This window comes from Blastococcus sp. SYSU DS0753 (genome assembly GCF_054051175.1).
This window is the reverse complement of sequence record NZ_JBJHAT010000002.1, coordinates 86,054-106,184: the sequence shown is the minus strand read 5'-3', so window position 1 is coordinate 106,184 and position 20,131 is coordinate 86,054. Positions and strand designations below refer to the sequence as shown.

The following is a 20,131-nucleotide window of genomic DNA, read 5'->3' as shown; positions in this document are numbered from 1 at the left end:
GGCTCGTGGCCGGTACCGGTGAGGTTCAGCTCGAGGTGGACGGCGGCGTCGCGATCGTGACGCTCAATGCGCCCGACCGGCGCAACGCGCTGACGCCCGGGATGGCCGATGAGCTGATCGCCACGTTCGACGAGGTGGACGCCAAGCCGGAAGTCGGCGCGCTGGTCATCCGCGGTGTCGGCAAGTCGTTCTGCGCCGGTGGCGACGTGGCGACGCTGACCTCGGCCGGCAAGGACCCGGCGGCTCCCGACGCCTACGAGGGCATGGGGAAGATCTACGACTCCTTCTACCGGCTGGGCCAGGTGAAGGTGCCCACGGTGGCGGCGGTGCGCGGCTCAGCGGTGGGCGCAGGCATGAACATGCTGCTGGCGACCGACCTGCGGATCATCGCCCGCGACGCGCGGCTGCTGGCCGGCTTCCTCAAGCGTGGGATGCACCCGGGCGGCGGGCACTTCGTCATCCTGTCGCGACTGATCGGCCGCGAGGCGGCGGCGGCCATGGCGCTGTTCGGCGAGGAGATCAACGGGGCCAAGGCCGTGGAGCTCGGGCTGGCCTGGGAGGCGCCGGAGGACGCCGCGGTCGAAGACCGGGCGCGCGAGCTGGCGGCTCGGGTGGCTGCTGACCCTGAGCTCGCCCGGATCGCGGTGAGCAACTTCCGCAAGGAGGCAGTTACCGGCGCGATCCCGTGGGACGTCGCCATGCAGTCCGAGCGCCCCGCACAGATGTGGTCCATGCGCCGGTCGGCTGGCTGAGCCGAGGCGCGCCGGTCGTCCGGATGCCCGGTTAGGGCAGGGAGTGGCCTAGGTCCGATCGCGCGTCCCTCCCCGTCTCCCGGCGCGCTCCCGACAGGTTCACGGTCGTTCTCGACCGTTGCTGACACCTGCCCAGGCGGCTCCTGCGGGCCGGTGCGGGTGTCATGATCGTCGTCCTCACATAGGGAGCTGTGCAGCGTTGTCCGGTCTGCCGTCCAGCGGAGCGTTCCGCCCGATGTCCACCGGCAACCTGCGGGCCGACTGCGAGCGCTGGTGCCGCGACACATTGCGCCGCCGAGAGGCGCCAGCTCCCATCGGGACGACCTTCCGCCTCGTCGCGACGCCGGTGGTCGAGTCGGCACCCTTAAGGCGCGTGACTCTGCGTCCGGGGGGAGCTGGCTGGGCTGGCATCCCGAAAGCGCGCACCGGTAGCTGAGTCGACCCGAGCAGTGAGCACCCGCTCTCTCTGGCCCGCGCCGCTCGGGCGCCGTCGTCATTGCGGGCCCCATGGGCCGATGGCCCACCGGTGGTCCAGCCCCTTGGCTAGGAGCAGTGGGCTTCATGGGAGTTGGAGGTAGCCCGCGCACAATTGCGGACACGTGCGCCGGGAGCGCGGGCAGCGTCGCGACAAGCAGGATGCGCGCATGCACCTTTTCAAGGCCTCGGGTGATTCCGCCATCGCCCTGAGCAAGACCAGCTTCGCCGCACTGGGGCTGCGCGAGCGTCAGCACTTGCAGGAGTGGGTGATCGCTAACCCATCCGTGATAGGTGACGACCTACTGGTCGTGACCGCCGAGTACGACTCGTGGCGCGGCAGTGACGGCGTGGCCAGCAAGGATCGGCTCGACGTGCTGGCGCTTGAACCCTCCGGGCGGTTGGTGGTGGCCGAGCTCAAACGGGACGAGGCCCGGGACGTGCATCTGCAGGCCATCAACTACGCCGCGCTGGTGTCGCGCTTTGACCTCGACACGCTCGCTGACGCACACAGCAAGTTCCTGACCGCTCGTGGTGAGCCAACGGACGTAGAGCAAGCGCGGGAGCGCCTGCTCGAGCATGTCGAGGAGTTCGACGCCGAGACGTTGCGGACTCCGCGCATCGTCCTGATCGCCGGAACGTTCCCGCGGATCGTGACGCACACGGCGGTGTGGCTATCCGAGATGGGCCTTGATTTGAGCCTTGTGCAGGTGAGTGTGTGGCAGGCCGACGGGCAGGTCATTGGCAGCTTCGAGCGGCTGTATCCAGTGCCGGCCTTGGAGGAGTTCACCCTGGCCCCAGCTCGGCAGGAAGCCGCCGCCGCCAAGGCGCGCGCCGAAGAGCGGACGCGGCGCGGGCGAAGCCTGGATCGGCTCATCAGCGCTGAGGCCTTGCCGATCGGGACGACGCTGACCGTCGTGCCCGACACCCGGGTCACACCTGAGGAGCGGCAGGCGGTGCTGGCCTGGGTCGCGGAAGAGCCCGAACGAGGACGCGCTACGTACAACGGCGACCCATCCGTGGGGCTCACCTGGGAGGCGGACGGAAGCAGATGGAGCCCAACCGGGCTGGCCAAGCACATCGTGGAGCAGAGCACTGGCCGGCGTCCGCGCGTACTCGGCGGACCGCGCTGGTGGGCGACACCCGGGGGCGTCACACTGCGAGCGCTGGCCGACTCCCTCGGGGACGCTCGCGGCGCTTTCGACTGGGGCCTGATGCACCGGATCTTGGAGAAGCTGCCGGCTGGGCGCTGGACGACTTACGGCGATCTGGCGGCAGTGGTCGGTACCTCGGCCCAGCCGCTGGGCCAGCACATCACCAACTGCGTCGACTGTTCGCACGCCTGGCGAGTCCTCGACCGTGACGGGCGCGTCGCCAGCGGGTTCAGTTGGTCAGACCCGAGCAAGACCGATGACCCAACCGACCTTCTGATCTCCGAGGGAGTAGTGCTGCGTGACGGCAAGGCGTCGTCCGACCAGCGGCTCACCCGCGATGAATTGAACCTGCTGGCACGTCCGGTCGGCTAGCCGGCCGGAGGAAGCGGCGGCTGTACCCGTCATGGTGGCCGTGCAGTAGGCGTGCGTCATTCTTACAAGGGCAGACCGCCGGAGGCTGCACTGCTCACGGGTGACGAGGGCATCGGTGACGAAGCGACTGTCCGCGGCTTCTGGCGTGGAGCATGTCCGACCTGCGGTCCAACACCGTGCGGTCGATGTTGGCCGAATACCTGTCGCGCGCGCTGGGCGCTACCCACCGGCCGCGGATCGAGTGGCACGCCTACGACGTCGTCACGTCCGACGGGCTGAGGCTGGAGGTGAAGTCGAGCGCCTACCTCCAGGCCTGGGAGCAGTCGCGGCTGTCAACGGTGACCTTCGGCGGGTTGAGCGCCGCCCGGACGTGAACCGCCACTCACAGCTACAGCGAGACCGGCTCTTACAACGCCTACAACGCCGATGGTTACGTCTTCGCCGTCCTGACGGCAGTCGAGCACGACCGGTACGACGCTCTCAACGCCGGCTAGTGATCGTTCTGGGTGCTGCCGCGCCAGGTGCTGGCCGCGACAGGGCAGCACAGCATCCGGCTGTCGCGGATCCAGGCGCTGGCCGGCCCGCCGGTGACCTACGGGGAACTCGCGCGGCGGGTGCAGGAGGTCGTGATCCTGCGGGACGGCTGACCCGTCCGGCGGATCAGCCGACCAGGTGCTCCAGGAACCGCTGGGTCTCCGGGTCGGTCGAGTGCACGTAGACGCCGCGGAGACCACGGGTGAGCAGCACCTTGTAGACGTTGCGGACGAGCAGGTCGAAGTCCGCATCGCTGACCTTCTTGGTGTTGCGGAAGTCTGGGTCGCGGTTGGCGCCGCGGACGGCGATCCACCGGTCCCCGCGCCACACGAGGTCCGGCCCGAGCAGGACGCCGTTCCACTCGTACTCGAAGCCCTGGGCGGTGTAGACGCAGCCGACCTGCCCGAAGCCGCGGTCGTCGCTGGCCCAGAGGGCCGCGGGCGGCGCACCGCCGACCGATCGGTCGCCCTTGAGGTTCCACGGCCGGGACCAGTCGCCGATCTGCACGTCCGGCACGAGGGACCCGTCGGCGCGCGGGTCGCTCCAGGTCCAGCAGTAGCCGGCCGCCATGCGGGCGTTCTGGTGTGCGGCGAGCTTCTCGGCGAGGACGGCTTCCATCGCTGACGGTGAGGGCGCCGTCCGGACCTCGAAGCGGTCGTCGCCGGCCCACGGGACGGGACCACCCGGTATCAGGCCCAGCAGCCGCTCAACCCACTGGATGTATTCGCCGCTCCCACCGCTGCGGTACTGGGTGGAGAGGTCGATCTGGTGGACTTCGAGGCCTCTCTCCCGGGCGTGCTTCTCGATGTCCTCGACGGTACCCATTTCCCCGGGGCGCACGACCTGGTTCTGGTCGAGGAGGAACACCGGCACCCGCGCGGCATCGATCAGCTCGTCGATCTGTCGCTTGCCGGTGCGGTGCTCGGCCTTGGTCCACCGGTTGGCCGACGTCTCGCGGAGCCGGTGCGCCTCGTCGGCGATGAGCACGTCGAGCCCGTTGCGGTCGGCGTCCATGAACTGGTTGAAGTACCGGAAGAGAGCGGCGGTCCGGGGCGCCCGGTGGCCGGCCACCCGGCGCAGCGTCTGGGTGAATGACCGGGAACCGGTTGCGTGCGCTGCCCGGATGCCACGCCGGCCGAGTTCGCCGAGCAGCGAGAGCGCGATGACGCTCTTCCCGCTCCCGGGGCCGCCGGAGACGATGACGACGCTTTTGTGGTCGCCCTGCCGGGCTTTCTCGACCTCGTGCAGCACCAGGTCGAAGGCGACGCGCTGCTCGTCCAGGAGCACGAACTGCTCTCGCGTGCGCAGCTCCTCGGCCGCTACCGCGAGCAGCTGCTTGCTCGGCGCGACGGATGAGCGCAGCAGCCGGTCGGCGTGGATCGAGGCGTTGGTGGGGGAGAGGCGGCTGCGGAGGAAGCTATGGAAGTCGCCGCGGTTCCGAGCGGTGAAGAAGCGGCCGAGCTCGTCCTGCGGGTAGCCGCGGAGGGCGGCGACGCTGTCGTCGGTGGCGTTGTGGAGGTAGGCGGCACCGGCAAGGACGTCGGTGCTGCCGTGCAGCACACCGAGGAAGTCGAGCAGGTACTCGCCGTACGCCCGCACTTGGGCGACCGGGTGGAGCACCGGGCGGCTCCCGTAGCTCGGCTGCAGGACCAGCTCGGGTTCGCCCTCGAACAACGAGGCCTTGGTCCACTGCTTCAGCTCGACGACGACGTACGAGGGGCCGCCGCGGGTCGGGTGCTCGCCGGCGAGGATGACATCGATCCGCTTGCTGGACAGGGGCAGCTGGTACTCCGCCAGCACCTCCACCCCCTCAAGCCCGGCCTGCTCGAGGTCGGCGGCAAGTGCGGCGAGGCTGGCGTCCCAGGAGCGGACCTCGGCGGCAGACGCCGAGCGGCTCATCCGGTGTGCCATTTGAGTGGCCAGTGTGGAACCGATGCGGCCGGCTCGCGCGAGGTCGGCGAGACCCCTGCCGGACGTACGAAGGAGTGGCACGAACCTGTCCCCGGGCAGCACGAATCAACGTGCGGTGGGGGCATGTCCAAGGTTCGGAAGCCAGTCGTTCCGCTTTCCCGTCACCCTAGTGGCGTCGAATCCGTCATCCGTGGACCCATACTCAGCCGGTGCGCGACCTGGCGGACCTGACCGCACGCACGCGGGCCTTCACCGACGAACGGGACTGGGGCCGGTTCCACGACCTGAAGTCACTGACCCTTGCGCTGACCGGCGAGGTAGGGGAGGTGGCGGAGCTGGTGCAGTGGTTGCCTGTCTCCTCTGCCCGCAAAGTCTCGGACGACCGACTGCGTGAGCGGCTCGGTGAGGAGCTGGCCGACGTCCTGCTCTACCTCGTCCGGCTGGCCGACGTCGCCGGACTCGACCTCGGGGCCGAGGCGGCGAAGAAGCTGGCCGCGAACGAGTCGCGTTTTGCTGCCGACGGCCATCGGGGTGTCGCACCCGATCGGCACTGACCGTTCCGCACTATAGCTGCGCCGCCGTCAGGCGGTAGCGAACCGCGGCCCAACAGGCTTCCCGCCAGGACATGCCTTCACCCCGGTGATCACGGGTGAGGTCATGACCGTTGACGGGCTGGATCGGCGCTATTGCCGTGGGTACGGAACCGAACTGGGACATCGCCAAGGCGAATTCGTTGTGGGGCACGCCCTCCGGTAGCGGCGCACGGGTGCGGCGCGGCGACGACCTCTTCCTCTGGAAGAGCGGCGAGGGCTGGCTCGCTCACTGCCGCGCGACCACGCATGCCTGGGCGCCGCGCGGCGTCAACGAGGTGCCGTGGCCGGAGCCTCAGCGGTACCGCTACCTGTTCGGCATCGACGTGCTGAGCGAGCCACCGGTGCCGATGGCGATGGCCGGAGCGGACGCTTCCGAGTTGGCCGGTCTTGGACGGCGGTCGACCATCCGGCTCGGGCAGTTTCCGGCCCTTGACGACGCATCGACGGCGGCCGTCGCTGAGGTGTTCGGCCCGCCGGCCAGCACGGTGGAGCAGGCGCTCGCCGACATTCTCCGCGCCGCGGGCATCGACGTGCCGCCGACGGTCGACGAACGCGACTACGCCCAGCGGCTCATCGCGGTCCGCCGGGGGCAGCAGGCATTCAGGCAGGGGTTGCTTCGGGCATTCGACCGGACCTGCTGCATCTCTGGGTCCCGCGTGGAGGCGGCCCACATCCGCCCGTACCGGGGGACCGGGTCGCATGCAGCTGGCAACGGACTTCTTCTGCGGGCGGATATGCACACGCTGTTTGACCTTCGCCTGGTCACCGTGCTGCCCTACGGGACAGTGCGGATCGCGCCGGGGCTCCGCGGCAGTGAGTACGAGGAGTTCGACGAGCGGCAGATCCGACAGCCGGTGGACAAGGGGCACGTGCCGTTGCGCGAGGCGCTGGCGGAGCACAACTCCCTCTGCGGGTGGCTGGACTGAGCGCTCGCCCCATCAGGGTGCCGATTTGACCTGGCACCTGTCGTGGTGTGATGCCTGTCGGGCGGTCGTGACCGACGTCGGAGTCGGCCCCTCGGCAGAAGGTGGGCTCGTGGTCGGGTTCCGATGAGGTCCTGCTGGAGGTCGACAGCGGTGTCGCGATCGTGACGCTGAACGCGCCCAACCGGAGCAATGCGCTGAGCCCGCGGATGGCCGACGAGCTGATCGAGACCTTCGACGAGGTGGACGCCAAGCCCAAGGTGGGCACGCTGGTACACCGGACGGTCGGAAGTCGTTCTGCGCGGGCGGCGAGATTGCGACGCTGACCTCGGCCGGCAAGGACGCAGCCGCGCCCGACGCCTTCCACGGCATGGGCAAGATCTACGACTCCTTCTACTGGCTCGGCAGGTGAAGGTACCGACGGTGGCGGCGGCTCATGGTTCGGCGGCGGGCGCAGGCATGTACATGCTGCTGGCGGCGGACCTGCGGGTCGCCTCGAAGGACGTCCGGCTGCTGGCCGGCTTCCTCAAGCGCGGGATGCACCCGGGTGGGGGCCATTTCGTGATCCTGTCCCGGCTGCTCGGCCGCGAGGCCGCCGCGTCGATGGCGCCTTCTGGCGAGTAGCTCGACGGCGACAAGGCCGTCGAGCTCGGGCTCGCCTCAGAGTCGCTGGACAATGCCGCGGTGGAGGACCGGGCGGCCGAGTTGACTCAGCGCGTGGCGGCTGACCACGAGCTGGCGCGGCTGGCGATCGGCAACTTCCGCAACGAGGTCGTCAACGGCGCGGTCCCCTGGGACGTCGCCATGCAGTCCGAGCACCCGGCGCAGATGTGGTCCATGCGTCGCTCGGCAACCTAGTCCGCACTATCCCCCATGTCGCGTGGGGGCTGGTCAGCTGATGGCCGACGTCGCTGATCTTGAGGCGCTCGCATTCCGCAAGCACGCTGTGAGCAAAACCTTCGACGGACCTGCGGCGGTGTGGCTCCGCGCGACCTGCTACTAAACGTGGTTCGCGCGTGAGGCGCCACGACCGAGGCGCTGCCGCCATGTGACGAGGCTCGCGCTTCCGGGAAGCTAGCCTCGCCCCAGAGCGCATGTCTAGCCACCGGCGCGGCTACACCCGGCCTTCCTATACCTCGACCGCCTGGACGGCATACTTGGTATCGAGGTCGCCTGCGATCCGGCTCGCCGAGCAGCCCAGGCGTCCTCCTCAGTTGTAGCGGAGGAACTGTATGAATACAGAGATTGCGGCCGTGCAGGAACTCCTCCAGGGGATCGGCGCTGGCAGGTCCGTGCTGATCTTGGGGCCGGAGGTAGATCCGGCTGCCCAGTCGCCCCGCTACAAAGCTGTCCGACACTTTGCGGATTTCCTAGGTGTCGCGGACGAGTTCGGCCCGGTAGATCCCCGTGCCGGAAGTGCGGGATTTGACCCTCTTCTGGATCTAATCGGCTCCACGATTCCGCGCGCTGAGTTGTGGAAGCGAATCGCCAGCCAGGGCGCGCCTGAGCGCCTAAGCGCCTCCGTGAGCGCCCTGCGCCAGTATCCATTCTCAGTGATTGTCTCGCTTCTCTGGGACGACAGGTTCGAACGGGACTTCTCTACGGCGGAAACGCTTGTCTTGACGCCCGCCGACAAGATCCCCGCGCCAAGCAAAATTGCCCAGTATCGACGACTGGTTCTAAAGCCGTGGGGAGACAATAAAGCCCCGGATTCGATTGGCCTGTCGTTTGCCGACTTTGAGCGGAGAGTCGGACGTAGTGCTGAATTTAGCGAACTTCTGTCGTCGGTACTATCCACCAATATCGGCCTCTTTGTCGGACTATCCGGCTTTGATATCGATGAGATGCTGCGAGTGCTCGCGTTCTCATCCAATACCACCGAGTTCAGCCATTATGCCCTCTTGGGTCGATCTCGCCATGAAGCGACGTACCGCAAATTGCTAAGCGCAAAGTACGGCTTGGAATGGTTGGACCTCCCTGGATCTTCGCTGGCGGCCCGGATCAGTAACCTAGTTCGCCGCCTCGGGCGCCCGATGCAGACGAGCTATTCCCGAGCGCCGTCGCTGCGGGAGGATCCGCTTCGTCGTGTCCGACTACGGGGCATCGGCATCTTTCCAGACCTGACGATCGACCTGTCGCCGAGCTGGACAATACTTCTCGGCGACAACTCGGCGGGCAAAACGACCGTCCTCAGAGCCATAGCGTTAGCGTTGAGCGATCGCAGTGGGAGGTCTAGTGATGCCGAGCGACTGTTGTCTTCACAGTCGAAGGCTGGCGAGATTGAGCTCACAATCGGGAAAACGCGATACGTTACCCGGCTTATCCGCGAGCGCCAGGGCGTGGTTGTCGAAAGCAGTGGTCCCACGCCAGTTCAGACAGGAGAGCTGCTCACCCTCGGCTTCTCCTCCTTGCGCACGTCGCGGATCCTCCGGCCTTCGGGTGCCGCAGATGATTTCGGTAGGGATGCGCCCGACGACAGTGACATGTCATCCCTGCGGCGTGGTGTGCCGGACACTCGAGTGAATGACCTCGCACAATGGTTGACGAATCTAGCAGTAAGGGCGGAAGGGGGTGAGGCGTTCGGTGATGCTGCCCTGGCGCAACGCCACCTGAGTGCGATATTCGATCTTTGGCGCGACCTCACCCCGGGCTTAGATATTCGATACGCCGGTATTGATCCTGAGGGATGGTCGCTGCTTGTGCGAACACGGTCAGGTGTCGTACCGTTGGACTCCTTGAGTCAGGGGACTCTGTCGACAGTATCCTGGGTAGGAACGCTCTTTCGGCGATTGATTGAAGTGACGGGCGGCGAAGGCCTGCCGCCCGAAGCGATCCGACGCTCGCACGCCCTGGTCCTCATAGACGAGCTTGATGCTCATCTTCACCCTCAATGGCAGCGAGTCATAGTGCCGAGGGTTCGGGCGATTTTCCCGAAAGTTCAGTTCATTGCGACCACACACTCGCCCTTAATTGTGGGATCGATGCGGCCGGGCGAGATAGTTCGGTTACGCCGAAATGAAGACGGAGTAGTCACGGCCGTGCACCTTCCGGATTACCAAGGCTGGCGCGCGGATCAGATCTTGACCGACCTTGCCTTCGAATTGGCGGAGAGTAGAGACGTTTCTACAGCTAACCGCATAGAAGAGTACAAGAGTCTACTCGCTCGATCCCCAAAACTGACATCTGAGGAATCGGGTCGTTTGGTTCGTCTCGAGGCGGAGCTGGGAGAGCGTGTTCCTCGAGTAGCGGAATCCGCCATTCGGCGCGAAGCTGCGGAACTGCTGGAAATTGCTCTTCGTGAGAAGGTAGGCCGCCTCACTCCGGAGCAGAAAGCTGCGCTTGTGTCGGAGGCTGCCTCTATCCTGGCGGATGTTCGCGAGGGTGTATAGGTGCGCGCGATATTCTTCGACCCAGATGCGCTTGCCGAGCCAGCGCGGACGCACTTCGAAAAATGGTTGGCGAAGGCGGGAAGTGCTCTCGCTGACGCTGAGAAGGGCCAGGACCTCAAGTCTCGCATCTGGGGAGAACTGAAGGAGTGGCTCCTCGAGCATGTCTTCTACGGCAAGTGCGCCTACTGTGAATGGCTGCTTGGTAGATCCTTTGGGGCGGCCGAGCATTACCGACCTAAAGGTGCCGTCACCGTGCGCGCCCCGGAGGGGAAGCTTGAACGTGTGAAGGACGAAAGTGGTGTGGAGCATGGCGGATACGACTGGTTAGCTTACGACTGGCGAAATCTGGTCCCGGCGTGCGACCGCTGCAACTCGGGGACAGGAAAGGGGAGTCAGTTCCCGATTGCTGGCTCGCGCGTGTTCTCCCCGGACGATCTCGCCGACCCCAGCGACATATCGGCTCTGGATGCAATCGAGCAACCACTCTTGTTGAATCCATACTTTGATAAGCCGGAAGAGCACCTGCAATTCGGGTTGTTCGGTGTTATCGCCCCGGTCAACTCCAGCCCTCGGGGCGTTGCAACCATTGACGTGTGCAAGCTTGACGATGCCTTCCTCGATGAGCAAAGGGCGAAGATCCAGGAAGAGGTCCGGCTAGCCGTGGGCTACGCGCTTAGTCGTGCAGGGGACGGTCGGGCCGCGGTGGCGGCGGAGCTGGGCCGTGTTCGAGAGAAGTACGCCTCCGCTGCGGCGCCCTTTTGCACGACTGCTCGTGCGGCGTATCGCGAGAAGCTCGATGAGATACTAGGAGGGGTGACAGATGCCCGCGATGGTTCTTGAATCGCCCCTCGATATGGGGTGCATCATCGTGTGTAGCGTTCCGAGACTTGGGACTCCGTCTCCGGCTGTCGCGCTGCCGACCGTGCTGTGATCACGATATTGGCCGGCCTAGCCGCTGACTAGTGCGGTCGGGAGCCCTGTCGTTCGACGAAAGCGTCTCTGCAGGCTGGGAGCAAGGCCAAGCCTCGCCGCGAAACGTACGCGGAAGCGATCGAGGCCTTAGTCGAAGTTTGTCAAACTCCGGACGCGATATGTGCTGCTAAGGCGCCTGCCAACTCTACCGGCACCGCGTTACCGATTTGACGGGCAATCTCGAGCTTCGATCCGCACCATTGGAACTCGTCGGGGAACCCTTGTAGTCGGGCAGCCTCGTGATGAGTGATGGCGCGGTGCTCGTCAGGATGCAGATAGCGGCCCTTCTCGGGCTTGAAGAACTCTGTCCGGATTGTGACTGAGGGTCGGTCCCAGTGCATCCGACCCATGACGTCCATTGAGCCCTTGTCATGGCCGATCCAGCACGGAGCCTTGAGGCGGTCCGGCAGGTCAAGCCGATTGCCACCAGGGCGGATGTGCCCGAATCGCTCCAATGACTTGTCCGTGTAGTTGCGGGTGATGTGAAGGTCGGGCGACTTGAAGACGCCGGGAACGATCCTCCCGAAGTACTGTGTCGTCGCCGAAGGCAGCAGCTGATCCCGGGGGTCCACGTCCGGCGCGAGACCTTCCAGGGCCTGTCGCACCGTCTTCCACTCGTTCTTCGGCACCGAACCGGTCGGCACCAGGATCTTAGGAAGGTCGCGGAGAGTCCCGATGACGATGAACCGCCTGCGAAGCTGTGCCGCGCCGAAGTCGGTGGCGCGTACTAGGCGCGCGTCGATCTCGTAGTCCTCGAGCAGGCCCCCAGGGAGGGTCTCCTGCTGAAGCATCTGGAACTGATCGCTCGCACCGAAGCGATCGACGTTCTCAATGAGGAAGGCCTTCGGGCGGACGGCGATGAGCGTCTCCATGTAGTGACGCCACAGCTCGTTCCGGGGATCGAGGGGGCTTCGCTTGCCCAGGTTCGAGAAGCCCTGACACGGAGGCCCGCCGACGACCACATCCGCTTCCGGCAGTTCGCCCTTTACCCAGTCCTCGATCTTGCCCCAGTAGACGTGGTCCTCGCCGAAGTTGGCGGCGTACGTGGAGGCTGCTGCGAGGTCGTGTTCGACAGCGGCGACCGGGGTGTATCGCCCTGTCGACGCAAATCCGGCCGTGAGGCCTCCGCAGCCGGCGAAGAGGTCGATCACCCGTAGCGGTCGGGTGCCTGACTGGCTCGAATGTGCCTCGCGGTCAGCTTGTTGCACCGAGGTAGCCCCCACCGTTCCAACCGGCGCGGCCGCCTTGGAGATGGCGCCCGCGTTCCTGGTCGCGACCCTATCGATCGCGAGTCGGGGGCGACGGTAAGCGCGCCGACTGACACTTCGGTCGTCGAACCGGTGTCCACGGCTGCCGCTGTCGCGGGGCCGGCGCAGGATACGGCCGTGGTACGACAGCGGCGGCAAGGACTGTGACCGATCGTCCGCCGGCATCGAGCCCCGAAGTGGCGGCGCGGATGAGCAGGGCGCGACGGCGGGACACCGCCCCAGAGGTCGCCATCCGCCGGGAGGCCTACCGGCGGGGGTTGCGCTACCGCGTGGATGCCCCGCTTCCTGGACTGCCACGACGGCGGGCCGACATGGTCTTCCTCGGCCGGAAGGTCGCCGTGTTCGTCGACGGTTGCTTCTGGCATTCCTGCCCGGTCCACGCCACCACTCCGACGGCCAACCGCGAGTGGTGGGTCGCCAAGCTGGAGCGGAACGAGCAGCGCGATAGGCACACCGACGAGCATCTCGGCGAGCTGGGGTGGACCGTGCTGCGCTTCTGGGAGCACGAGGACCCGAGGGCCGCGGTCGACGTCATCGAGCACGTGGTGCGCGGAGCCTAGTGCCCTGATCGGACGCCGGCGTGCCGTGGTCCTTCGGATGGTGCCCGTGCGCGCAAGCGCGCGGCCGACTCGCTCGCGGCGTCCAGTACCTGACGTCGCAGCTCGTCGTCGTCCAGCGACTCGAACTCCACGACGGCACCCCAACGGGACAGGCGCTTCAGCACGTCGATGAGCACCTCCCGCTCGGGTACTCGCCCGTGGTCCACTGCGGGCCAGATCTCGGCAATCGTTCGGACGAGCGCTCGGCTGCCGCCGATCGATCGCCGGCGGGCGAAGATCTGGTCGAAGGCGGCCTCGCCGAAGGTCTCGAGCAGTCGGTACCGGTCGTACTCCCGTGGCAGGGCCAAGAGGTGCGCCCGCCACCACAGTCGTCCCCAGACATGGCGCGTGATGTCCGTGCCGAGGACGCGGTCCCCGGGAGGCCGCGGGTAGCGCCAGTAGGAGACGTCGGGCAGCAGCACGAGCGCCAGGAACGCCCAGATCGGTCGTACGGCGGCCTCGCCGGCGACCAGGCCGCACCTCTCGTGCAGGAGTTGGGCGACCTCGAGGTCGAACGACACCCGATTCTGCCGCCGTCCCTCGTCGGGGAAGCCGGCACGGCGGGCGGCATCGAGGACGTCGTCGCGCAACTGCTGCAGTTCGCCATGCGTGACGCGTCGGCCGCCCGTGGCAGCGAAGACAGCCGCAGGATGGCGGAGGGCATGCTGGCCGCTCAGTTCGGTGATCGACGACTGCAGGTGTTCCTGATGAAGCTTCTTCGCGGCGTCGCCCAAGAGCCGGGGGTACAAAACGCTCATGAGCCCACCAGCATCTGTGAGCTCTCCTGGAGCCGGCTGCTGAACAGGGCGGGCGCCGTTTGTCGCTCTCGCCGCAGCGCTTCCATGGAGAAGGCCGGGAAGGCGTTACGGACGACGGTGACGAGCAGGGCGCCGAGCGAGCCGACGGAGTAGTTGCTCTCCTCGGTCAGGTCCTCGCTCGTGAGCGCACGTTCGACGAGGACACGAAGGACGTCAGAACGCAGCGCGGACAAAACCCGCATATCGGCCTCCGTGGGAGAAGAGGCCGCCTCGACTGCTTGCATGACGACGTCGTGGCGCTCGTTCACCACCAGCAGGATCGAACCGAGGGCGGCCGCCTCGAGGTCCTCCTCGATGTGGAGATACCAGCCGGCGCCGGTGGGATACGGCAGGTCGTGGAAGTCGGCGGTCGCAATGGGGAAGAGGGTGTTGTCGCCTTCGAGGAGCACGCGCTGGCGGTCCGACCAGAGCACGCTGCCGGGCCGGGTTGCCGCTGCCACGGATGACCCTGGAGCGGGACGCCGGAGCGTGGCGCTGGTGATGAGTTCAAGGGTTCCTCCGAGGTCGTCCCCGGGGAGCGACAGATCGATGGTGATGTCCGAGCCGTCGTCGGCGGGAAGTTCGGAGCGCCAGGCCCTTCCGCGCAGCGCCGAGTTCGTGGCCAACCATTGGACGCTCAGGTCGATGGCCGCGTCCTCCGGGAGACCGCTGAGGCGGCGCAGGCGGAGACCGTCGACCTTCAGCGGTCGATGCAGGGACAGCGTGGTGCTGTAGTCCCAGTCGGTGAGCGTGTCGGGGAGGGGTTCCCCCCCGTCGGGGGTGAGACGGGACCACGGGCCCACGGTCACGACGTCGCTGGGCGGGCGAAGGAACGGGAAGACGCGTGTCATGTGGCACTCGCAGGAACGGTGTCGGTCGAGGGCGTCGCAACCAGCCCGATCTCGGTCGCGGTGTCCGGCACGGGGGTCACCACGAGGTCCACCTCGGTCGGCCCGACCAGCGTGCACGTGTCGCCCGTGACGACGCCGTGGGGGGTGCTCCAGTGCCTGACACGAGGCCGCTCGGCACCGGCCGGGGGCTCGTCCTCACGTCCCTCCCAGGTCGCGACGGCCAGTCGGGCCTCCAACCGGACGGGGCCGACGGCATCGATGCCGTACCGGGCGACCACCACGAGTGCTCCCTCGATCTCCTCGAGGTGGGGCTCCACAAGCGTCGTCACCCGCGCCCTGGCGGAGGCAGCCGGCCGTCGGTCGTCGACTGCACCGGATGAGGCGCGTGGTGTGGCCCCGGCGGTTGCGGCGCCCTGAGAACGGTGTGCGCCCGAAGAAGCGGTCGCGTTCTCCGGCACGTGCGCGAATGCGGCCGCGACGAGACCTCCCAGGTAGTTGCTCGCGGCTCCCAGGGCGGTGCGCGACCTGGTGGAGACTGCCGCCTGTACCGGCGCCCGGAAGACGGCGAGCTGCTCACGGAGGCGGGTGAAGGTAACCCGGACGAATGTCCTTTCGGGGCCGGTCAACTGCTCGTAGACCCAGTTGTCGTGCGTAGGGGGCTCAGAGGCGGCGTAGACCTCGTCCAGATCGTCGTCGGCGCGAAATACGCCCGCATAGACGCTGTGCACCGAACTGGTGGTCGGGCCCTCGTAGTAGCGGACGACAAGCTCGGGGGAACGCATCAGGCACACGTGGTGCGGATCGCCCTCGACCCCGGCGAACCCGGCGGCCATGGAAGCGGCACCGGGAGCCATGGGAACGACCACCGCGCGCTCGAGCGCGAAGCGGCCGAGACGCTTCCTCGGATTGCCACTCTCGAGCGTGGTTGCGCCGTCCGACTTCAGGCCGCGGTACGCCGCGACGAACATCCGCAGCGGGTAGGTCCGGGACGGGTCGGGGACCGGGTGAGGGACTCCGGCGGACACGACCTCCGGGGTCAGGCGCTGGGCACCGCGCTCGGGGAGCATGATCGGCCAGAGCTGCCACGCGATCGTGTCGGCCAGATGACGTGCTGCGTGGTCCATGTCGTCGAATTCGTCCAGGTCGGGGTCGATGACGACCAGGGTCGTACCGGACTCCCCGGGGCCGAAGGGAGTGAGTCCCAGCGACCGAGCAGCCTCGTCGGCATCCTCGCCGAGGAGCGGTTCCACATGGTCGTCACGGACGTCGCCCCACCAATGCCGCCCGGTGAAGGGTCTGCTCTCGGCGTCGACGCGACCGCGATTGTCGAAGGAGCTGCCGAGCGCGATCCCGATGAGGCGGGAGGAGAGCTCTCCGTGCTCGTCGGCCGTGCGGGTGTAGACGAGGATCGTGCCGACACGGGAGAGGCGATAGAGGACGGCTTTGCCGTAGCCGTACGTGCCGCCGCCCTGGGCGGTGTCCCGCTTCTCGCCGACGTTGAGCACGAACGAGATCCAGTCGCGTCGCCCGTCTGCGAGCTGGTCTGCTCGGGTCGGGCCGCCGAGCCCCTTCGTGCCCCGGTCGACCACCGACAGGAGGCGGAGGTTGGGCGTCCGTACGGCGCGTCCGACCTCGAGATGCTCCTGCACGCCGGTCGGCGGTGTGAGCAGTCGCTCCCATGTCGGACGGTGGGTGGGTGCGACCGTCGTCAACTCCAGGCGGTACACCGTCTCCATATCGGGCAGGCGGGCGTCCCAGGAGTTCTGTGCGGTCTCCCGGACGAAGACCGTCAGGGGATCGACCGGCGGCCGGCCGAGCTGGTTACGAATGCCCTCCGACGCAATGGCGCCGGTGGGAGGGAAGGGCTGGGACCACCAGCGCGGTGTGATCACGGTGCCTCCAGCAGAAAGTCCGCCGCCTCCACACCCACCCGCTTAGCGTCCGCGGAGGGGGCATCGAGGTCGAGTGTGTAGTCGATGGAGCCGAGGCCCGCGACCGCGGCGTCCCCTGTGAGCCCCGACGGCGTGACACGTGGAAATCCGGGGCCCACCTCGTACACCCGCTCCTCGAGCAGCTCGAATTTCGTGCGGTCGTAGACCTGCCGGTCCGCCTCGCGATATCCGACCTTGTGCAGCAGCAGACGCAAGGTGGTGCTGTCATCCGTCAGGTTCAGAATTTCCGTCACCAGCTCCGGGACGGACGTGCCTTGGTCCGAGCGAACGCGCAGCCAGTGCAGCAGCAGTCGGCCCGGCGCCTGGACATCCAGCTGGTCCGCTCCGTGGATTCGGACCGATCGCCCCTCCGGAGCAGTCGTCGTCTTCACCTCCACGGCATGGCGACCGTGGTGGAAGTCCTGGGCGGAGCCGTTGGGACCGGTCCAGAAGGCCACGGCACCTGGGTCGCGGTGCAGTGCCGATCGGAGCAGGTGCAGCTCCCCGAACAGGCCGGCCAAGGCCGTGGCGCTGAGTAGGCGGCCGTTGCCCGCAAGAAGAGCGCGCCACTCCCTCAGCACCTCACGGAGTGCGGCGACGGCTCGGTCGGGGGCCGCGGCGATGCGTTCGATGACTTCGACGCACAAGGCACGGAACAGATCCGCGAGCCCCTCATCGACGAGCTCGAGGGAGGCGTAGGTCTGCAGACTTTCCGCGTCCTCCAACGTTCGCCGTCGAAGGACGACGGCGTCACCGTCCCGCATCTCCTGCAGCGTGTGCCTGGCGCCGAGGGGCACGAGCAAGTGTCGGTGTCCTTGAGCATCGAGCCCTGCCTGGACGGGCCCCTGCGGCGTATCGATGCCCACCGGTGCTGTCCGGAAGGTGGTGGCCACGGGACGACCGGCTGCGGCATTCCAGATCACATCGAGATCTCTGGGGCGGACGGTCATGCGACCTCGTCGTCATAGTCCAGGACGGAGATGTCCTCTTCCTCCACGCTCACCCCGGACAGGTCCGCGCTGTAGTACTCGACCTCGGAGTCCGAGCTGCCTGCACTGGGGGTGGGGAAAAGAAGCGCAACGCCGATGACGACGTCGTCGGTCGGCGCATCGAGCGGCCGGCGTCCAGTGTTCTGGGTGTCGGACTTGGGCTCGATCGGGTACAGGAGGAGAAGTCCCTCGTCCGGTCGTTGGGACCGCCGGAGCTCCAGGACCTGCTGCCGCGAGCCAGGGTCGATTCCGCCCGTGTCGAGGTCGATGCTCTCGTCCCTACGGCTGGACAGTGTCTTGATGTCTGCGACCGGGTTCGGGGTCACCTCGGACGGCTGCCCGAGCCGCGCGCGCTTGACCATTCGGATGTCGACGCCATCCGCGAGCCTGCATCGACCCGTGGCCGACTTGGCCTGAGAACTTCCGATGACGGCCACGCTCCAGCGCTGGAGGGCGCCCTGTCGAGCTCGCTTGCCGATGTAGTCGATCAGGCGCCCGCGGTCACCGTCCTCGGAGCGCTCATGAAAGGAATAGCGCTCGAGGAAGGCAGTGACGTCCTCCAGCGGCACCTGCGTGAAGAGCGCGGTCTCCGGTTTCGACGTCTCGTCGGTGCCGTGCCGCCGAGCGGCTGCAACCAGGGCCCTGGCAGCAGCGGCATTCTCCGTGAGTACGCCCCGCCCACTCTCGCTCACGTCGAAGAAGCGGGACTCCACGAGGGTTCCGCCGTAGGCCGCGTGCGCGAGGACGGCCGACTTCATCTTCGCCCTCGATGTGATGCTCATCTTGGGGTGGGACCGGAGTCGTACGGCGAAGGTCATCGGCGTCTCGGCGGGGTTGTGCATGTAACGGTCGATGTCGCGCCGCATGTCGGCCTCGACCGTCGCCAGATGGCTGAACCACATGACGAGTTCGTCCGTCATCCAGATCCGCGGGAGGTCGGCGTACCTGTTTCGGTAACCGAACCAACGGCCCATCTGCAGAAGGGTGTCGTAGGCCGAGACGGCCCGGACGAACAGGCTCGAGACCAGCCCCTCCAGGGTCAGTCCGCGCGACAAGGTGTTCCCGCCGACGGCGATCGCGGTGACAGGCCCCGACTCGTAGTTGAGCCTGTCACTGCTTCGATAGTTGTCGATCACCACTCGGGTCTGCCGCACGACCTCCGGAAGGTGCTCAAGAACGGTCGCGAACTCGACCTTCTCCTCGCCGAACTCGGCGGCAGGAACGTCTGCTGTCTCCCGCTCCCAGGTCGACCGCAGACGTTCCATCGTCGGGTCGTCCCCGCGACCCATTCGGTCCAGCATCGAGTTTCGAAGGTCGAGCAGAGGCTGCTTGAAGGCCTCGTGCACGCCCGTTTCCGTTGTGGTGTGGACCAGCATCGTCGAGTGCGGGTTACCGCCACCCCGGGCGCGGCGGGCAGCCGTGGCCAGCCAGAACCATTCGACGGCCGCCTGCAGTGAGCGTGTTAGAGCGGGCTGGAAGTCGGCGGCCTCCTTCTTGTTGCGCGGTTTCAGGTCGTCCACCTCGTCGTCAGGGACTCGTCTGACCATGTCGTAACCGCCAGGCAGGTCCGCCGGGTCCTCGCCATCGAGCAGGTCGCGACCGAACAGCACCTCCGTGCCGTGGTAACCGTTCGGCCGAGGGAGGTTGACGATGAAGTCACGCGGATAGAAATCCTGTTCCGCGGAGGGGTCGATGAGGAGGTTCGCGAAAGGCGTCGCCGTGTAGCCGACGTAGCCCACTTTGGGGAACTTGTCCAGAACGTCGTAGAGGAGAGGGTTGATCTTCGCTGTCGCGACAGTGGACTGGTCCGCCTCGTCGTCGATGATTAGCGTCGGGCAGTTCTCCAGGTACTCACCGGCCTTCCCGAGCCACGTCCGAAGCTTGCGGAGTACCGCAGCGTTCTTCTTGACCACCAGCAGCAGGCACTGATCGGTGGCGGCGAAGAAGGCCTTGGGGTTGGGCGGGGGAACGAAGTCGTGGGCCTCGCTGGTCACCTGGTGCCACTGGCCGGGGTTGGAGTCGACCAGGTCCTTCACCAGGCGCACCTGTGTCTGCCGGCGCAGGGTGTTGTGGATGCCGGAGAGCACGATGAACAGCTTGTACCCCTTGTCCGCGGCCTTGGCCATGACCGCGGTGAAGTTCGTGGTCTTTCCCGACTGGACGTAGCCGACGACCAACCCACGGGTGCGGAACTCGTTCTGTTTGGGGTGGTCCAGAAGAGAGACGATCTTGGTCGACGACTTGTCGATCGAGGCGATGTTGTCGTCGCCGAAGTCCTTGCGCTTCATCGAGCTCACGAGCGCAGGCCAGTTGCGGTCGTTCTCCATGTCGGGGCCCGTGTACCAGGTCTGGCGGCCGTCCAGGTACACGGCAGCCGGCTCATCGAGGTTCCGGATGCGCAGGCTCTCGGCCTCATGGCGTTCCCGAACCGCGCGGATCATCGTGTCGTTCGCGCCGAACTGCTGCAGGCTCTTCACCGCATCGTGCGGTGTCATCGCCTGCGTGATCGTCTGGAAGACTTTGTACAGCTGGTCGACCTGCTCGCCCGTGACCCCCGCGGCTGTCACCACGAGCCCCCTTCCGTAGGTGCGTCGACGCGAGGGTAGTCACGAAGTGCAACTA

19 protein-coding genes are annotated in these 20,131 nt (G+C 66.9%); 12 read left to right on the top strand and 7 right to left on the bottom strand.

The annotated features are described in order from the left end of the window. Positions 1–5: 5 nt before the first annotated feature. From ACI799_RS02500 to ACI799_RS02485, 4 genes are all read left to right on the top strand, one after another. Positions 6–752, top strand: coding sequence for an enoyl-CoA hydratase/isomerase family protein (locus ACI799_RS02500; RefSeq protein WP_456612359.1), 747 nt, complete (start codon positions 6–8; stop codon positions 750–752). Between the two features lie 644 nt (positions 753–1,396). Continuing rightward, entirely contained in the window at positions 1,397–2,752 is a 1,356-nt protein-coding gene (locus ACI799_RS02495; protein ID WP_456612358.1) for a hypothetical protein, read from the top strand. A gap of 152 nt (positions 2,753–2,904) precedes the next feature. Further along, entirely contained in the window at positions 2,905–3,126 is a 222-nt protein-coding gene (locus ACI799_RS02490) for a hypothetical protein (protein WP_456612357.1), read from the top strand. Between the two features lie 132 nt (positions 3,127–3,258). After that, positions 3,259–3,399, top strand: a complete 141-nt coding sequence (locus tag ACI799_RS02485; protein ID WP_456612356.1) for a hypothetical protein — start codon at positions 3,259–3,261, stop codon at positions 3,397–3,399. Between the two features lie 13 nt (positions 3,400–3,412). On the opposite strand, the gene ACI799_RS02480 is transcribed toward ACI799_RS02485, so the two are convergent. Beyond that, positions 3,413–5,185: a DNA/RNA helicase domain-containing protein gene (locus ACI799_RS02480; RefSeq protein WP_456612355.1), complete on the bottom strand. Its 1,773-nt coding sequence runs from the start codon at positions 5,183–5,185 to the stop codon at positions 3,413–3,415. 221 nt (positions 5,186–5,406) lie between these two features. Between ACI799_RS02480 and ACI799_RS02475 the strand changes: the two genes are divergently transcribed. The 7 genes from ACI799_RS02475 (at position 5,407) to ACI799_RS02445 (ending at position 10,942) form a co-directional block, all read left to right on the top strand. After that, positions 5,407–5,751, top strand: coding sequence for a nucleotide pyrophosphohydrolase (locus ACI799_RS02475; RefSeq protein ID WP_456612354.1), 345 nt, complete (start codon positions 5,407–5,409; stop codon positions 5,749–5,751). Between the two features lie 110 nt (positions 5,752–5,861). Then, positions 5,862–6,716 carry an HNH endonuclease gene (locus tag ACI799_RS02470; RefSeq protein WP_456612353.1) on the top strand — a complete coding sequence of 285 codons (855 nt, stop codon included), beginning with the start codon at positions 5,862–5,864 and terminating at the stop codon, positions 6,714–6,716. Between the two features lie 101 nt (positions 6,717–6,817). Continuing rightward, on the top strand, positions 6,818–7,039 hold the full coding sequence (locus tag ACI799_RS02465; protein WP_456612352.1) for an enoyl-CoA hydratase-related protein: 222 nt from the start codon (positions 6,818–6,820) through the stop codon (positions 7,037–7,039). Between the two features lie 82 nt (positions 7,040–7,121). Continuing rightward, on the top strand, positions 7,122–7,337 hold the full coding sequence (locus ACI799_RS02460; protein ID WP_456612351.1) for an enoyl-CoA hydratase-related protein: 216 nt from the start codon (positions 7,122–7,124) through the stop codon (positions 7,335–7,337). A gap of 93 nt (positions 7,338–7,430) precedes the next feature. Next, on the top strand, positions 7,431–7,571 hold the full coding sequence (locus ACI799_RS02455) for a hypothetical protein (protein WP_456612350.1): 141 nt from the start codon (positions 7,431–7,433) through the stop codon (positions 7,569–7,571). Between the two features lie 395 nt (positions 7,572–7,966). Beyond that, positions 7,967–10,102, top strand: a complete 2,136-nt coding sequence (locus ACI799_RS02450; protein ID WP_456612349.1) for an AAA family ATPase — start codon at positions 7,967–7,969, stop codon at positions 10,100–10,102. Beyond that, entirely contained in the window at positions 10,103–10,942 is an 840-nt protein-coding gene (locus ACI799_RS02445; protein WP_456612348.1) for a hypothetical protein, read from the top strand. Between the two features lie 233 nt (positions 10,943–11,175). On the opposite strand, the gene ACI799_RS02440 is transcribed toward ACI799_RS02445, so the two are convergent. After that, entirely contained in the window at positions 11,176–12,225 is a 1,050-nt protein-coding gene (locus ACI799_RS02440) for a DNA cytosine methyltransferase (protein WP_456612347.1), read from the bottom strand. A gap of 305 nt (positions 12,226–12,530) precedes the next feature. Here ACI799_RS02440 and ACI799_RS02435 point away from each other — a divergent pair, with 305 nt between their 5' ends. Next, complete coding sequence (locus tag ACI799_RS02435) at positions 12,531–12,902, top strand: very short patch repair endonuclease (protein ID WP_456612346.1); 372 nt, start codon at positions 12,531–12,533, stop codon at positions 12,900–12,902. Here ACI799_RS02435 and ACI799_RS02430 read toward each other — a convergent pair. Genes ACI799_RS02430 through ACI799_RS02410 form a run of 5 tightly spaced genes read right to left on the bottom strand, consistent with a single transcriptional unit; the run spans position 12,899 to position 20,079 of the window. Beyond that, a complete protein-coding gene (locus tag ACI799_RS02430; RefSeq protein ID WP_456612345.1) occupies positions 12,899–13,699 on the bottom strand; it encodes a DUF6339 family protein in 801 nt (266 codons plus the stop codon). The two genes, ACI799_RS02435 and ACI799_RS02430, sit on opposite strands and share 4 nt — an antisense overlap. After that, the gene (locus ACI799_RS02425) at positions 13,696–14,589 is read right to left on the bottom strand and encodes a hypothetical protein (RefSeq protein WP_456612344.1); all 894 of its coding nucleotides are present in this window, start codon (positions 14,587–14,589) and stop codon (positions 13,696–13,698) included. Before ACI799_RS02425 ends, ACI799_RS02430 begins: the two co-directional genes overlap by 4 nt. Beyond that, positions 14,586–16,481 carry a hypothetical protein gene (locus ACI799_RS02420; RefSeq protein WP_456612343.1) on the bottom strand — a complete coding sequence of 632 codons (1,896 nt, stop codon included), beginning with the start codon at positions 16,479–16,481 and terminating at the stop codon, positions 14,586–14,588. Before ACI799_RS02420 ends, ACI799_RS02425 begins: the two co-directional genes overlap by 4 nt. Further along, the gene (locus tag ACI799_RS02415) at positions 16,478–17,470 is read right to left on the bottom strand and encodes a PD-(D/E)XK motif protein (RefSeq protein WP_456612342.1); all 993 of its coding nucleotides are present in this window, start codon (positions 17,468–17,470) and stop codon (positions 16,478–16,480) included. The genes ACI799_RS02420 and ACI799_RS02415 overlap by 4 nt, the downstream gene beginning before the upstream one ends. Next, positions 17,467–20,079: a Z1 domain-containing protein gene (locus tag ACI799_RS02410; RefSeq protein WP_456612341.1), complete on the bottom strand. Its 2,613-nt coding sequence runs from the start codon at positions 20,077–20,079 to the stop codon at positions 17,467–17,469. Before ACI799_RS02410 ends, ACI799_RS02415 begins: the two co-directional genes overlap by 4 nt. Between the last annotated feature and the right edge of the window lie 52 nt (positions 20,080–20,131).